Raw genomic sequence first — 16299 nt, forward strand, 5'->3', positions numbered from 1 at the left:
GTGTCAGGCTTATGCTTCTTCGATACAAATTGCGATGTCTTTCACTTCGTAAATACGCAGACCATCTTTGCTCAGGTTTGCGTCGCCAACGATGATGCGTTTGCCGTCTTCGTCTTTGATTGCAGTGATGTGTACATCCAGTGACATCTGTTTGTTCAGAGGGTTAATCTGACCACGGTATTTCCATTTCACTTCAGATTGGATTTGACCAAACTTAGGATTGCGGAAGCCAGCACCAAGATCTTTATTTAGAGCGTAGGTTTGCATCAGTTCGATGATCGCTTCGACACCTAGAGAACCTGGCATTACCGGATCTTGATGGAAGTGGAACTGGAAGAACCAATCGCTTGGGTCAATCGTACGCTCAGCGTATAGGTAACCCAGACCGTCTTTACCACCATCGCTGGTGATCTGCACAGTATCGATAAAGTTCAAACGACCGCCAGCCAGTTGGTAGTGCTCTTGTACTTCGCCAGTAGCAGAAACAGGTGCATTGAAGTAACGCGTCGTTTTGTCTAGCAGGTTGATGTTTACATCTGGTGTGCGGTTGTTATCAACGTGCCAAGGGTGAGTCACTTTACCGTTGTCCAAACCAAGTTGGTCTTTCAGTGCCGCGCCTTTGAAGTAACCAAATACCGCTGTACCTTGGTAGAAAGGCACGCCGTCAGTGCTCAGTTCAAAGCTGAAGCTCTGTACGATGTTGGTACCCATCATTACCGTTGAAAGCAGACGAGAATCGTTGGTGATCGTTTTGCCGCGTAAGTCGACGTTACGCAGCATTTTGCCGCTGCCATCTAGGTTACGGAAAAACAGTTCTTCACCTGGGAAACCAAGCGTGGTGCCCATGTAGCCAGAGATAAAGCCGTTTGGCTGCAGTGAAATCTCCATCAATACCGAGTAAGGCATTAGGGTCTGGTGGCTGTTTTCATCAAAGTACCATGCATTTTCTGGCACTTCGTACTCTGCGATACACGATGAAGGTTTCTTGAAGTCGCCACGCTTACCGTCGATCTCAACAACACGAGTAGTTAGCTGTAGGTCGCCACACGGAGTACGTGGTGGGATCATGCCACGGTAGATAGAGAAATCAGGACCGAAACATTTCTCGATATCGCCCGTTGCGAATTCGAACATGTGATAAGGCGTGAACGGAACTGTATCTGGTGTGCGGTTCGGATAATCAGGCGTTACCGGAGCTTCAACGTGTTGAAGAGGAACCACTCCTTTATTTGGCGCTGTTGCTAGGTCTTCAATTTGAGCCATTAATGGCGCATTCGCTGAAGCTTGTTGATTCACTGCTGGTGTTTGAGCGATGTGTTGAACTTGCTTTTCAGCCAAGCTTCGCAATGCAGGCGTCGTGATAACCGTTTGTTCGGTTGTCTCTAAAGAAGGTAGGTAACGAGTACATTCGTCGTCTTCTTTGATCATTACACCCAAGTTTTGGAAATCAACAATCACTTTTCCGTTCAGCAAAATATCGATGTTGGCTTTCGCGTATGGACGAGGGCTTAGACCAATCTCAGTCACTTCCATGCGGTAAGTCAGTTCTGCCGATTGTGGTAGAACTTGACCACGACAACGTACTTGTTGAGGGGCATTTTCAAGCGGTTGGAAACGACCATTTTGAACAAGCGTGTGCATGCCAAGGTGCATCATGAAGAACTGAAGCAGTTGACCACAACCTTCTGCCATCAAAGATCCAGCCATTACTGAGTCATCTTTGAAGTGACAAGGGAAGTACCAGTGCTCAAGCTCTAGCTGCTTGTGACCTTCAATTAAGCCAAGTCCCCATGTGCCACCTTGTGGTTCAACACGGCTAACCTTTTCGATCATCATGAACTTCTCTGAGCTGAAGCACAAAGAAGGCTGGTGGCGATTAGATTGGTGAGTCGGGCCAAAACATTCTGCGATGTTTGCAGTCAGCAGGTGGCGCAGTTCTTGGTGGTTAAACTGCGTTTTAGGACAGTGCAGCATCGGGTCGAAGCGTTGCTTAGTGGCAAGTTTACGAGCCTTGATTTCATCTTCAGTGTGAATCACACCTTTGCCGTCTGCTAGCTCTTCATCAGTGAAGAAGCCCGCACAGCCGTTATCCATTTTCAGGATCATCTTGTCGCCAACGAAACATTCGTACGAGAAGAAGAACAGCAACGTGTCGCCATTGCGAGCAAAGTTGTTGATTGAGATATCGTAACGCAGCGTATCGCCACCACGAGGCAAGTCACCAAGGAAAGTCAGCGTACAATCAAGCAGGCGATAAACTCGCTCGCCTTTGTTTTCAAAATCGATACCTAAGTAGCTGATCAGCATTAGATCACACTGACCAGATTCAACTGCAACAGCCCAAGGGATCTGACCATCAACAAGATACGGCGCATCAACTGGGATGTCGTATTCGGTGGTCATTGTGCTTGGCTTGTACTCGTTAACGGTCGCGTTTAGCTTGGTTACACGAGATACCAATAGGTAGTCAGTGGTTGGCAAGCGAACGCGGCGCGAGTAGCTATCGATGATTGCGTAATCAGGGCCAAATACATTGGCGATATCGCCTTCGGCGTATTCAACCAGATCATCGTAATCCCAGATACATGGTTTACGGATAGGTTTTACTGGTGCTGGTGTCGCAAGTACGTTGACTGGTACTGACTGAACCGGAGCCGGTTTAGCTTGAACAGGCTGAGCTAATGTTTCGGCTGAGCTATCTAAACCAGACGTAATTGCGTTTAACTGTGCTTTCAATAATGCATCAGCCATTTGCATGCCTTGGGCACGAGTGTGCAGGAATGCTTTGTGTACTTGCTGCGCTGCTTGCTGGTTTTGAGCAAACGCTTGGTTTTGGCTTACCTGATCTTGGCTTACTTGACGTTGATTGAAGCTTTGCGGCTGCTGTGAAGCTGCGTCGATTTGAGACGCGCTATTTTTAGCGGATAGGACATGAGTCATATTGCTGTGGTTACCTGTTAGCTGACTGTGGCGAGTTTGCGCCAGAGTAGGGGATACTGATGTAGGAGTTTCGATGGCTGGCTCTATCGCGTTCTTCGTTAGTGCCTTCTTCTCTAACTCTTTTTGCGCAAGCGCTGCTTGAATGCTTGCTGTCGTAGGAATCGACGCCACTCTTGCCGCTTGTTTGCCAGAAGCTTTCTGTTGAATGTGCGCTAGGTTAGCGATTGGTGTCTCTGCGATGTGTTGATAAATATCGCGTCCACCGAGAGTCACTTGTTTAACCAATTGACGCTTAGCATCACTTGCCAGTTCACTTCTTAAACGAACAGAAAGTGATTGAGATTCAACACTCGATTGGTTTAGTAGCAGCTGTGAACATTGTCCTTCGCTGATGTTGGCAACAATCGCGTTCTTAGAACTGATGCTTGAATTCATAGGTGCAAGGTTCAGGTTAAGCAGACCGTGTAGCAGGCTCGCCATACCAGAAGCTGCAGAGCAATGACCCACACGTTGGCTCGCTTGAGTCGTCTTTGTGTTCCCTAGGCTGATAGGCGAAGATTCATGTGACGAAGACTGATATGATGAAGGCTCTGATGCATGGTTAAGCTCAAGCAGAGAAACATCGTTCGAGCTCATACTGACTTGAGTCAGTAATTCATCAGTAACGGCGTTGTTACGCTCGCTTGAACCAAAGGCCAATGCGTTGATGCTGCCGTAAGCCGTGTCTTGGTTGCGCGCTACTCGACTCTCTTCAACAAGAACAATCGCACCTGCGCCTTCGCCCACATTCCAACTGCCGTCTTGCGGTTGTCCGAATTTTGGAGCAAGCGACACTGGGCTGACGCTGTTCTTCAGAATCACATGCTCTGCACTGCCACTAAGGTCAACGGCTGCAATCACGACTGCGTCCATTGATTCTTGCGACATTAGGTTTTGCGCGACATCGATACAACGAGCAACCGACTGTTCAGCTGCTGAGATCGTAAAGGCAGGGCCGTTAAAGTCCCACAATGAAGAGATACGCGAAGCCATGATATTGCCGATGAAACTGGTGTATTGGTTCAGCTTGGCTGCATCCATCACACTGTCCATCGCGATGGTTTCTAGCGATTTGTATTCGTCTTGTGTTAGCTCAATACCCATGTTGGCAAAGCTGTCAGCCAATTGGCTATGCAGGTTTACGCGTCCACGGAATTGGTGCATCTCAAGCTCTGTTTCCATCGCTACCAGTACTGCAACCTTTTGGCCTGCCACGAGCTTGGCGTCTTTGATCGCTTCGTCTGCAACTTTCATCAGTAGCAACTGCTGAGAGATCAAACGGTCATCTTCATTAGGCGGCACTTTGAAGCGTAGGAAATCGAGATCGAATTGATCGATGTAGGCTCCGTTTGGAATACCATGTAAACCAAACTGATTCAGTAGTTCTGGATGTTGGTCTAAGCCTTTCCAGCGTTTCTTAGGCAAAGCAATGAAAGCATCGTTATTGGTCTCAATCGCAGTGCTTAGCGCATTGATGCTTTGCAGAGAACCGAAGTGAGACGCTAGACCAGTAATGCTTAAATTAGACGGTTGTAGGCTTGGAGACGCTGACTCTAGAGTCTGGTTTACATGACTGGTGTCTGAATACGCTTCAAGCAGTAAGTGAGCGTTACAACCACCGAAACCAAATACAGAAACACCCGCACAGCGCTCTTGGTTACCCGCTTTACTTGGCCAAGGTTGAACCTGCGTTGGCAGAGTCTGTGAACCAAATAAACCTTCTGGTGAAGACAGTGGTTTGTCCAAATTAATACTTGGAGGAAGCACGCCTTCTTTCATCGCAAAGATCATCTTCATGATCCCTGGCATACCTGCCGCAGTCAGTAAGTGACCGAGGTTTGACTTCGCAGAGCCAATCAATGGCGGGTTAGAACCATTCAGTTTGTCAGCAAAGAAACGCTCCATTGAGGTTAACTCAACCTTGTCACCTAATGGTGTGCCGGTTGCGTGACACTCAATCACCTCAATGCTGTCTGGTGTTAGGTTTGATGCTTCGTAAGCGCGTTCAAAGGCTTGTACTTGCCCTTTGCTATTTGGGCTTAATACGAACTGACCACGACCATCGTTCGACAAGCCAATACCGCTGACGACTGCGTAGATGTTGTCGCCATCACGCTCTGCATCAGCTAAGCGTTTTAGGACTAAAACACCGGCACCTTCGCCAGCAAACAGACCTTTACTGTTGCTATCAAACGGAACCGACACACCGTGGTCAGGGTAAGCGTGGAAAATGGAAAAACCCATGTTGATAAAGAATGGGTCAGCCCCTGATACCGCGCCTGCCAACATCATGTCGGCTTTGCCCGTGTTCAAGTAATCACACGCTAACTTCAATGAATACACTGAGCTTGCACATGCCGCGTCTAGGCTAAGTTGCACGTTGCCTAGACCCAATGCATCAGCCACTAACTTAGAGGCGTTATGTGCTGCAGCACCATTGATAGGGTTGAGGTCTTGAGCGGTTTCATTGGTTGGTAGCAATGAAAATTGGTCATTAGCTAATTTATCTTTAAGTGCTTTCTCGACCACCGAGTGATACACCGGCAAAAACAAGTCGTTTGAGCGTGTGGTTGGGAACGAAAGGGCACCCATGATCACGCCTGTGCGCTCTAAAACATCGGCATTTAAATCAATGCCAGCGTCGACTAACGCCTTACGACTGGTATCCAAAGCCCATAGGAAACTTTGGTCAACACCGTTGAATGATTCTGCTGTTAAGCGGTAGCCATTGCTATCGAAATTGAAGTTTTCAATGTAGCCGCCTTTGTCACAGTAAAAGCGGTCTGACTCACCTTGCACGCCCTGATAGCTTTCAGGTTTAGCACCTAACTTTTCAGCGCTTAATGTGGTTCGAGAATCTTTTTTATCCAGCAAGTTTTGCCAAAAATCTTTTGGCGTATCAGCTTCGGGGTATTGGTTAGCAATACCGACAATCGCGATCTTATTGCACTTCACTTGCTGCTTAGTCTTGGCTTGAGCCTGATATTGAGAACTCATACTAGCTCTCCTTGATGATTCACTGCGCTGCCTTCAGGTACACCACTTACTTGCTTAGCGGCGGTCATCTGTTGTTCTAGCCCTTGAAGAAGTGGCTCGACAGACAGTGGGATTTGATGAGTAATGAGCTGACCAATGCACTTGATGAGCGTGACAACATCGTCGCCACCCTTGGCATTGGAAGCGATTGTGCAGTATTGGTCGGCTACGTTGTCGCTACGATTGATCTTGTCGATCAATGTGCTGGTTTGACGATCGGCACCGACTTCGACAAACAGACGCGCACCTTGTTGACGTGCACTCTGGATCAACGCGGTGAAATCTAACGTTGAACAGAAAGTGTCGGCAATCGAAAGGGCGATGCTGTCGCTGTCGATATTGATTGGTGTGCCAGTCGGTAGACCTGCTGCGCTGATAAAGCGGATATGTTTTGGCAACTCGTCGAACAGTGGTTGCGTGTAAAACTCCTGCACTTGGCTATGCTGGCTCAACGCTGGCGTGGTGTGCATGGCAGTAACACGATTCGCGGCAATGCCACGCTTACCCAGTTTCTTGAGCAATGCACGACATGTGGTTTCACAACCAGCCAGTACGCAGGTGTCACCTTGGATGATAGCGAGATAAGCGCGTGGGAATTCTGGTAACAGAGCCTCAATCGCTTGCGCATCACTTCGAACCACAAAGCTATTCCATTGGATGCTTTCGTCGCCGTTCAGCTGCCAATCTTGACGCACTGCGGTGAGTTCACCAGAAATAGCCGTGGTGAAGATAGGACTGGTTTGAGTCATCTCAATCAGCGCATGCGGATTTTTCCAAACATTTAAGCTCGCCCACATGGAAGCTTCACCCTTGGAGTAGCCCAAGGCGAAATCTGGCTGCACTTTGAATTCATCACACAGCAGTTGTGTTAACAGATAACTACTGCCCACACCTGCAATTGCCAGCTCACTGAGTGACATTTCTTGCGAGTCTTCAGCGTAGGTTCTGTCGGCCTGCAGCATCTCTTTCAAGTTACCTTCACGTTCTAAACGAGCAAATAACTGTGGGAAATGGTGGTGAAACTCGCGCAACATACCGGGATAAACCGTGCCAACACCAGGGTAAACAAATGCAACGCCACCTTTGCTTTGAGGTTTTGGTGAGAAACAACTGCCCGCTGGGGTTTTGTATTTACTATTGTCTGCCATTACTTTTGGCAACGCATTTTCTAGCGCAGTGATTTCTTGTAGTGCAGCCTCAATTGAAGCCGCTTGAATCACGATGTTCGCGCCAAGAACAGCATTGTGTTGAGCGTTTTGGAAGTGGCTTAGGTTTGAATGTATCAAGCTGGCGATAGCAAGTTTGCTGTCTGCCGCTTCGTTAATGCATTTAAGCTCTTCTCTTAACGAGATTAACTGAGAAACCAACTCGGCTTGTTCGTTGCCTGAAACCACAAACATCAAACGCTCGCTTGATAGCAAGGGTTTTGGTTCTCGCAAACCGGTCGCTTGAGTCAATATCAGGCTGGTGGCTTTTTGGCTATCGTCACTGAAAGTTAACGCAGCAACACGTGCTTTGTTCGGCTCAGTGAACCAGTAATGGTTAGGTAATGAATGGCTCGGTAATGAACGGCTCGATATCGCATTAACTATATTCAACAATTCATCAAACTGCTGCGAAGCAGAGAGTGCAGAATATTGTTGTTGATGGCTTAAATCTGTCGCGGGGCGGCGCGCAATATCCAGAGCAAGCTGAACGCTATCTCCAGTAGCTGTATCTACAAAACCCGCTAGATAAGCGTGTGGGTGAATCTTGTTTTGAGCCGCGGTCAGTGCACTCAACATCACCAATGATGGAGAGTGAGAATCCAAACAGAGTTTAACAGCAGTGCCTTGATTTACAGTCTCAATCGCACGGCTAAGTGCTTGATTAAAATTGCCATCAACCACAACAGTAACAATCTCTGGAAGCGAAGGTGATAAGTCGGCAGAAAGCTCAGCCGCGTTTGCTGGCTGAGCTAAAAGAGCGATGCGCAATGGCATCGCTTTATTAGTAGGAACAGTCACTATGACAATTGCTCCTTTTCTGCGTTCTTAGTCGCCTCTTTCTTCGATACTGCTGAGCTAGATTTCGGCAAAAATGCGTCGTTTAAGCTCTTGCTGATGGTGACTTTTGCACCTTTCATTACCGCACTTAAACGACCATCTTGGTGGTAAAGCGAGATATCAGCTTGCAGAGAACGAGCCGTGCTTTTTATCACGCTCAGTTCTAGCCAACCTTGGTCACCATTGTGCATCGGTGCGTAACAAACAAACTCACCAATTGCAGACGGTAGGCTTGCCGCGCCGTATTTCAATCGAGCCCATACCAACATGGCTTGCAACAGATAATCTTCAGCAAATGGTTGGCTATCGCCAAAGCCTTGCTTAGGAATAAATGATCCGCAGTCGCTGTTTTCAATCTGAGGCAACTGGCACTGAGCCAATAAGCCTAAGTCGTCAAAGCGTTCGACTGAAGTAATACCTTGCAATCTTGGTCCATGAAACAGAGTGCCGTCACTGTATAGAGCTTGTGCCGTTGTTACAGGTGCTGAAGTGTTGGCCTCAAAGCGTTCTACTGACGCTTGTTGAACATCTTCAGACACTTGCACAGAGGCAACTTGCAACTGAGCTTGATACTGTGGTCGCCCTTGGCAACTGATCACCGCTTTTAGCTGATCTTTTGATTTAGCATCAGAAGAAAGAACTAGTTTCAGCTCTTGCACTTCATCGGTATCAAAAATCACACCTTTCAGCAGTTTGTAGTTGTGAACGCTAACGTTCACCCCTAACAGTTGCTCTGCGACTTCACGCATCCATTGGATGGCACACACTGTCGGTAACACTGGGTTACCGGCAATGCAGTGATCTTGAATGAAAGGCAATGCCTTTGGATCAAGATGACGTGTCACAGTGATGCTTGTATTCAGCGGACTCTTTGCAAGATGCACAGACTCCGCATTAAGCTTTTTTACAGCAGCTTCCTTATTGTCAGAACCTTGCATGCTCGTACCAACCAGCAATTGAATGCCAGTTTCGTTCAGTAGTTGAGAACTAAATAGCTCTGCACCCGCCTGAAGAGGAATCACGTACACACCGCGCTCTGTAAACATACGTTTCAGTGCTGCGTTTACCATGCCACCGTCCCACGGTCCCCAGTTGAAGCTCATCACTTTTGCTTGAGGGTTACGAGCAGACAGCTGCAGAGCCGCTTTGTTTAGGATTTCGTTAGACATCGAGTAATCACTTTGGCCTGTGTTTCCGTAGAAACCCGCCGCCGAAGAAAACATCGCAATCAGTTTTAGCTTGCTGCTATCAAGACCACCAAGAACCGCTTCTAGTCCGCCCACTTTCGTGCCGTAAACCATGTTCAGTTCATCAAGTGTTTTATCTTGAATGTGCTTGTCAGCCAGTACGCCTGCACCGTGGATAAGACCCGTGATGCCTTCGAAATTCGCCAGCGCTTTCGCTACTGACTCATGGTTCGATACATCTAGGCTTAGGTATTCAGCGCTCGCGCCAATCTCGTTGAAAGCGGCAAGTGCTGCGTTGATTTCAAGGCTGCTCAGTACCGGTTTTAGCAAGGCATCAACTTTTTTCGGCGTTGGCTTATCACCCGTCGCTTGTAGGTGCGCAATTGCAGCAGGTTTTAGCTCTTTCTCTTGCTTGCCTTGTGCCCACTGAGGTAGCTCAGCTGAAGTAATATGCTTACTACGACCTGCAAGAATGAAATGAGATTTACATTGCTTAGCAAGCGTCAGTGCACATTCAAACGTCACGCCTTTAGCGCCACCAGTTACGAGAACTTTGTCGCTCTTGGTGAGTTGAGCGCCTGTGTTTTTAGTTTGTGCAGCGCCTGGTGTTGTCGCAATCAGTGTTGCACGACCAGATTCACCGTTTTCCGCATGGCTAAGGCCGATTTCAACCGTGTTGGTATCGATATCGAACAGTTCACCTGTGATAGCTTCAGCTAGGTGACGAGCATCAATAGAAGCGTCAGCATCCAATGCACGGCAGAACACGTTTGACCATTCATGGCTTAGTGTCTTAGTGAGACCAGACAATGCGGCTTGGTTAAGTTCTGCATTCGCTAGTTGCTTAGCATCCAGGTAACCAAAGCCACCATCGATACGGCTTAGTGTGAAGAACACGCTGCGACCAGAAATCGCATTCAGTTGGCCATTTAGGTGCTTGGCGAATAAGAACGCTGTCGTCAGTGAAGCTCTTGAGTCTACATTCAAGTTAACCGCTTGCTCGTTGCTTTGTTTTGCATCAACGATAGTTTGTAGGTGAATGAAGCCAGCAATCACTTTGTTCGACGTTTTAAGGTCTGCTTCGATATCTTTAATAACCGCAGTCACACCAGCATCATCAACGCTGTTGAGTGTGTAGCTTGCGATTTCACTGTTTAAAGGTGACGCGGCAGAAAGAGCACTACGCACTACAGCAACTTGAATGCCGTTAGCGGTCAACTTTTCTGCTAGAACACCAGCGTTGTGACCATCATCTGTGATCACGACACAAGCGTCTTTTGAGAAACAATCGACGAGTTTATCTGCCGCTGGTAGCTTTTTTAGCGCCACCTCATTGTGTGGAGGAAGTTCCGCTGTCGCTGTTTCTGCGATAGGCGTTACTGATTCAGCTTTTGGAGTCGCTACGGGTGCAGCAGCGGATAGCTTGCTTTGCATGTAAGTAACGATTTCACCAAGCGTACGACACTCAGCTAGGTCTTCAGGGTTTAGCTCTGGCAGCGTTGGTAGCTGGTCTTGAACCGTACCCAAGATCTCAACGCGTTTGATTGAGTCGATACCAAGGTCTGCTTCCATGTCCATCGCTAGGTCGAGCATTTCTGCTGGGTAGCCTGTTTTGTCGGCAACCACTTCCATCATTGTTGATTGAACGTGAGCAGGGTTTAGGTCGTTGCTTGCGCTTTCTACAATTGCCTCTACTTCTGCAGCAGGAGCTACTGTCGCTGCTTCCGAACTAGGAGCTAACTTGCTGTTCATGTAGTCAACGATTTCACCCAGAGTACGACATTCAGCTAGGTCTTCAGGGTTTAGCTCTGGCAATGTTGGTAGCTGGTCTTGAACTGTTCCAAGGATCTCAACACGTTTGATTGAGTCGATGCCAAGGTCTGCTTCCATGTCCATTGCTAGGTCGAGCATTTCTGTTGGGTAGCCTGTTTTATCAGCCACTACACTCAGCATTGTGCTTTGAACTTGTTCTGCGTTTAAACTGTTTGATACTGCTTGCGCTGGTGCAGATGCTTGAGCCGCTACTGGAGCAGAAGCTGGAAGCTTACTGTTCATGTAGGCTACGATTTCGCCCAGAGTGCGACATTCAGCTAAGTCTTCAGGGTTTAGCTCTGGAAGAGTCGGTAGCTCGTCTTGAACTGTACCTAGAATTTCAACACGTTTGATTGAGTCGATACCAAGGTCAGCTTCCATGTCCATTGCTAGGTCTAGCATTTCAGTCGGGTAGCCCGTCTTCTCTGCCACTACTTCTAACATGGTTTTTTGAACGACAGCCGCATCTAGACCATTGCTAGCTGTTGCCGGAGCAACTACTAGTGCTTGTGAAGAGACTGGAGCAGAAGCCGGAAGCTTGCTGTTCATGTAAGCAACGATTTCGCCAAGAGTGCGACACTCAGCTAAATCTTCAGGGTTTAGCTCTGGAAGAGTAGGCAGTTCATCTTGAACCGTACCAAGAATCTCAACACGTTTAATTGAGTCGATACCAAGGTCTGCTTCCATATCCATTTCTAGATCAAGCATTTCCGTTGGGTAACCGGTTTTCTCAGCAACCACTTCTAGCATGGTTTGTTGAACGACTTTCGCATCAAGACCGTTAGCGGCTTGAACAGGAGCAGCTGCGCTTGGCTGTGCTGCCACAGGCGCTGATGCTGGCATCTTGCTGTTCATGTAAGTAACGATTTCACCAAGAGTACGACACTCAGCTAGATCTTCAGGGTTCAGCTCAGGTAGATTTGGCATCTCGTCTTGAACGGTACCAAGGATCTCTACGCGCTTGATTGAGTCGATACCAAGGTCTGCTTCCATGTCCATTTCTAGATCAAGCATTTCCGTTGGGTAACCCGTTTTCTCAGCGACCACTTCTAGCATCACTTTTTCAGCATCTGCTGATTGTACTGCTATTGGTGCAGCCACAGGAGCCGGTTGCGCTTTAACTGGCACAGGTTGAGCTGCAACCGGTGCTGCCGCTTGAGCCGCTACTTGTGGAGCAGGAGCGGTTTTCTGTACTGGAGCTTTCTGAGTTGTTGTATTTTGAACCGACGCAGCTTGAACAGGCTGAGCTTGTACAGGAGTCGCTTGTACTTGAGCTACCGGCTGTTGGACGATAGCTGCTGGAGTAGTTTGAGTAGCTGGAGCTTGAATCGCTGGCTGAGCATTTACTGGCGCAACGAAGGTGGGTTGTGCCGTTTGTACTGAACCTTGCGTCAGCATATTAAGTGCTGAGTTGTTGCTGTGCGCTTGCATTTCTAGGTAATGAGCGTGAGCTTTTAGCGTTTCAGCTTGGTGCTGGTGGAACATTTCCATAGAACGCTGTAGGTTCTCAGGAATGGCTACGCCTGCTGTTGCCATTTTCGCTTGCTCAGACATTAGGGTGTTGAATGTGTCACCGTATTGCTGAGGAATCGCCAAGAATTGCTGATGTACTTCTGCTGCTTGTTGTTGAGCATTGAAGAACGATTGCAATGAAGACTCATCAACTGTTACTTGAGCTGCTGGCTGAATAGTCGCTGGTGCAGGTTGTGCTACCTGAGGCTGCTGAGTTGCTGTTGCTACTTGTATACTTGGTGCTGCAACTGATTGTTGTACATTTGAAGCTTGAGGAGCAGCCACAGGTACTTCAACGATTTCTGTTTTAATCACTTCTTTTTCCACGATTTTTTCGACTTCAACTTTCACTTCAACAATCTCAGTCTTTTCGGTGACGTTGCCCGAAGCCAATGATTGATCCATTTTCTTACGAGTAGCAGGGCTGATGTAGTTGGTTGCATTCAGCTTGATGTTCATTGGTGATGCCTTTGCAGGTTCAGCAATGTCAGCTTGGTAAGGGTCAATGTTGTCTAATGAAACACCTGCCACGCACAGTTGAACCGCAGCTAAACGAAGCTGTTGGTCACTGTCGCTTTTAGGGCTTGGGTTGATGCTGATTGCGTAAAGCTCTTCGTTCTTATCAGCCAATGTTTTCTCAACCAGCTTTTGAAGAATGTTCTTTGGACCGAACTCAACGAATACACGCGCACCGGCTTCATACATCGCTTCAATTTGCTCGCTGAAACGAACCGATTGCAGCATGTGTTGCTTGAACGCTTTCTTGATCGCTTTCGCGTCTTTGCTGTGCAGTTTGCCCGTTGCGTTTGAGTAAAGCGGCAGCGTTGGAGCGCTGAATGAAGCTTTATCAATTGCAGAAGCAAATGGTTTTTGAGCGTGAGCAACAAGCGGTGTGTGGAAAGCACCAGACACTGGCAGAGCAATCGCCTTGAAGCCTTGTTCAGTTAGCGCTTGTGCTGCTTGTTGAACCGTTGCAGTTGGACCTGCAATAACCAGTTGAGTCGGAGCGTTGTAGTTGGCAATACTCACGCCTTCGAATTGGCTGATACAGTTTTCAACGGCTGGAAGCTTGTCTGCGTCTAGGATGACCGCAAACATAGTACCGCTGTCGCCTTGTTCAGGTGTCGCCGCCATCGCATCGCCACGAGCGAAAGCTAACTGGTAGTAATCGTCTTGCGAGATAACACCCGATGCACATAATGCGCTTAGCTCACCAAAGCTGTGGCCTGCAACCATGTCTGCTTTGAAGCCAGCTTGAGTCATGATGTCGAACTGACCCATAGACACAGTACCAATCGCACTCTGCGCATTGGCCGTGTTGGTTAGTACCGCTTCTTGAGCTTTGGTTGCTTCCGGTGTGAAGGTTGGAATTGGAAACAGAATTTGCGACAGAGCTGTTTTCTTGTGCTGACCAAATACTTGATCCGCTTGAGCAAGCTGTTGGCGCATCTCAGGGTAATGACAAGCAAGCTCGCGACCCATGTTTAGGTATTGCGAACCTTGACCTGCAAATAGCGCTGCCACTTTACCTGCGCCGTTTTCAGCAATCAGTGCCGACTCACGGTAGTTAGTACCGTTTGGCATCTGCCAATGTGTTTTGGTTTGGCTCTCAAGCATAGAAACCGCTTGAGTCAGTTGCGCTTGAAGGTCTGATTGGTCAGTGACAACTAAACCAAGACGAGCGTGCTTAGCGTCTACTTCGCGTAGAGCGTGCTGCTCAGCAAGCGCTTCTAGTTTGAATGCCGCATCTGCAGCTTGAGTTGAAACCTGCTTGAGCTCATTGATCAGTGCTTGACGAGATTCCGCGCTGAATAACAGAGTTTGCGGTACTTGGCGCTGACGGTATTTGTCACCGCGAGCGTGTTCTGGTGTGTACTCTTCCAATACCACGTGGAAGTTAGTGCCACCAAAACCGAATGAGCTGATACCTGCACGGCGTGGTGTGCCGTCGACACGTTTCATCCAAGGACGCGTTTGTGTGTTTAGGTAGAACGGTGAGTTCTCGATATCCAACTTAGGATTCGGAGCTGATACGTTAATCGTTGGCGGCAGTACTTTGTGGTGCAGTGCTAATGCAGCTTTGATTAAACCTGCAGTACCCGCAGTTGATTTAGTGTGACCAATTTGAGATTTCACAGAGCCTAACGCAATGTGTTGCTTCTCTTCATTGTTCTCACTAAATACCGAGTTTAAGCCACCAAATTCAGCCACATCACCCGCTGCAGTACCTGTACCGTGCGCCTCTAGCAGGCCAAGTGTGTGCGGTGCGAAACCAGCATCATCGTAAGCACGTTTCAGTGCTTTTGCTTGTCCTTCAGGGCGAGGCGCGTAAATGCTTTTGAACTTACCATCCGAAGAAGAACCGACACCTTTAATCACTGAGTAGATTCTGTCGCCGTCGCGCTCTGCATCTTCAAGACGCTTAAGAGCAACCATGCCGATACCTTCACCAATCATCATGCCTTTTGAGTCGATGTCGAAAGGTTGAATGGTTTCATTGGTGGTAAATGCTGGCGTTTTAGAGAAGCTCATGTACATGGTTGGTGAGTTATCAGTACACACACCACCTGTGATCATCATTTCACTGCGGCCTTCAACTAACTCACTTAGAGCCATGCGCATTGCGGCTAGAGAACCTGCACACGCAGCGTCTACGACACAGTTGATGCCACCAAGGTCAAAGCGGTTAGCAATACGACCTGAAATTACGTTACCCAATGAACCAGGGAATGAGTTCTCTTCCCAGTGGATGTATTGGTCTTGGAATTTTTTGATCAGCATTTCGCTGTCTTCGTCGTTGATGCCACTGCTCTTGAAAACTTTTTTCAAAACAGGGTATTGCAGACGAGCATTCAGGCTTTGAGCGATCTTCTGACCACCACCCACACCGAGCGTGATACCGATCTTGTCGCGATCGTAGCCTTCAGGCAGCTTGGCATCTTCAAGAACTTCTTTTGCCACGATCAGAGAAAGCAGCTGTGACGTATCCGTCAGTTCTAGGATATTTGGCGGAAGACCGAACTCCATTGGGTTGAAGTCGACTTCAGGGATGAAACCACCGCGCTTACAGTAAGACTTGTCTGGCGTAGTACGATCTGCATCGTAGTAATCTTCTGGACGCCAGTGCGTATCTGGCACTTCGGTAATTGCATCGATCTTTTCGCTGATCAAATCCCAGAATTTGTTTAGGTAGCGAGAGTTCGCAAACATGCTTGCCATACCAACGATAGCAATAGGCATGTCTTTAAGACGTTTATTCAGTCGAGTGTCGTCGACTGATTCCGGTGTATTTTTTTCGGGTTGGCTCATTATGAGTCTCCACTTGAAATCACTGAGGGCGATGTCGTGTTTTGAGGCTGCGCTTTTAAAGCTATAGAAAGAAAATCTGAAACAGATTTTGGGAAGCGCAGCTGAAAATTCAGGTTGCTGAGTGGCGGCAACCAGATAGAAATTAGGCTTTCGAAGTGCGTTGACTTACGAGAATAGGGGAGGTGCTTCATGCGCGACGGTGGCATTCAAATGTTGAGGCGATGTCCATTAAAATCCTGTTCAAAGTCTGACTAAATGACAAGTCGGTATCCGCAAAGAAAACGTGTGAATTTGTTTAATGGTTGAGCAGGCTACCCGAGGTGAGTTGTCGATACAATGCTCCCAGAGGCCACTATGATCTGTTCAGACCAGATGAATTTGGCATGGTTTTGATTTTTGTATTTTTAATTTAATTAACT

3 protein-coding genes are annotated in these 16299 nt (G+C 47.9%); all 3 read right to left on the reverse strand.

Annotated elements, in window-relative coordinates:
• Positions 1–9: 9 nt before the first annotated feature.
• From ITG09_04930 to ITG09_04940, 3 genes are read right to left on the reverse strand one after another with little or no spacing between them, the layout of a single operon-like run.
• Positions 10–5976 (reverse strand): 3-hydroxyacyl-[acyl-carrier-protein] dehydratase FabA, encoded by a 5967-nt coding sequence (locus ITG09_04930; GenBank protein ID UPR52981.1) that lies wholly within the window; start codon positions 5974–5976, stop codon positions 10–12.
• The gene (locus ITG09_04935) at positions 5973–8021 is read right to left on the reverse strand and encodes a PfaB family protein (GenBank protein ID UPR52982.1); all 2049 of its coding nucleotides are present in this window, start codon (positions 8019–8021) and stop codon (positions 5973–5975) included. Before ITG09_04935 ends, ITG09_04930 begins: the two co-directional genes overlap by 4 nt.
• Entirely contained in the window at positions 8021–15880 is a 7860-nt protein-coding gene (locus ITG09_04940; protein ID UPR52983.1) for an acyltransferase domain-containing protein, read from the reverse strand. The genes ITG09_04935 and ITG09_04940 overlap by 1 nt, the downstream gene beginning before the upstream one ends.
• Positions 15881–16299 lie beyond the last annotated feature (419 nt).

Source organism: Vibrio cyclitrophicus, from assembly GCA_023206055.1.
In the GTDB taxonomy this organism is placed as follows: Bacteria; Pseudomonadota; Gammaproteobacteria; order Enterobacterales; family Vibrionaceae; genus Vibrio; species Vibrio cyclitrophicus_A.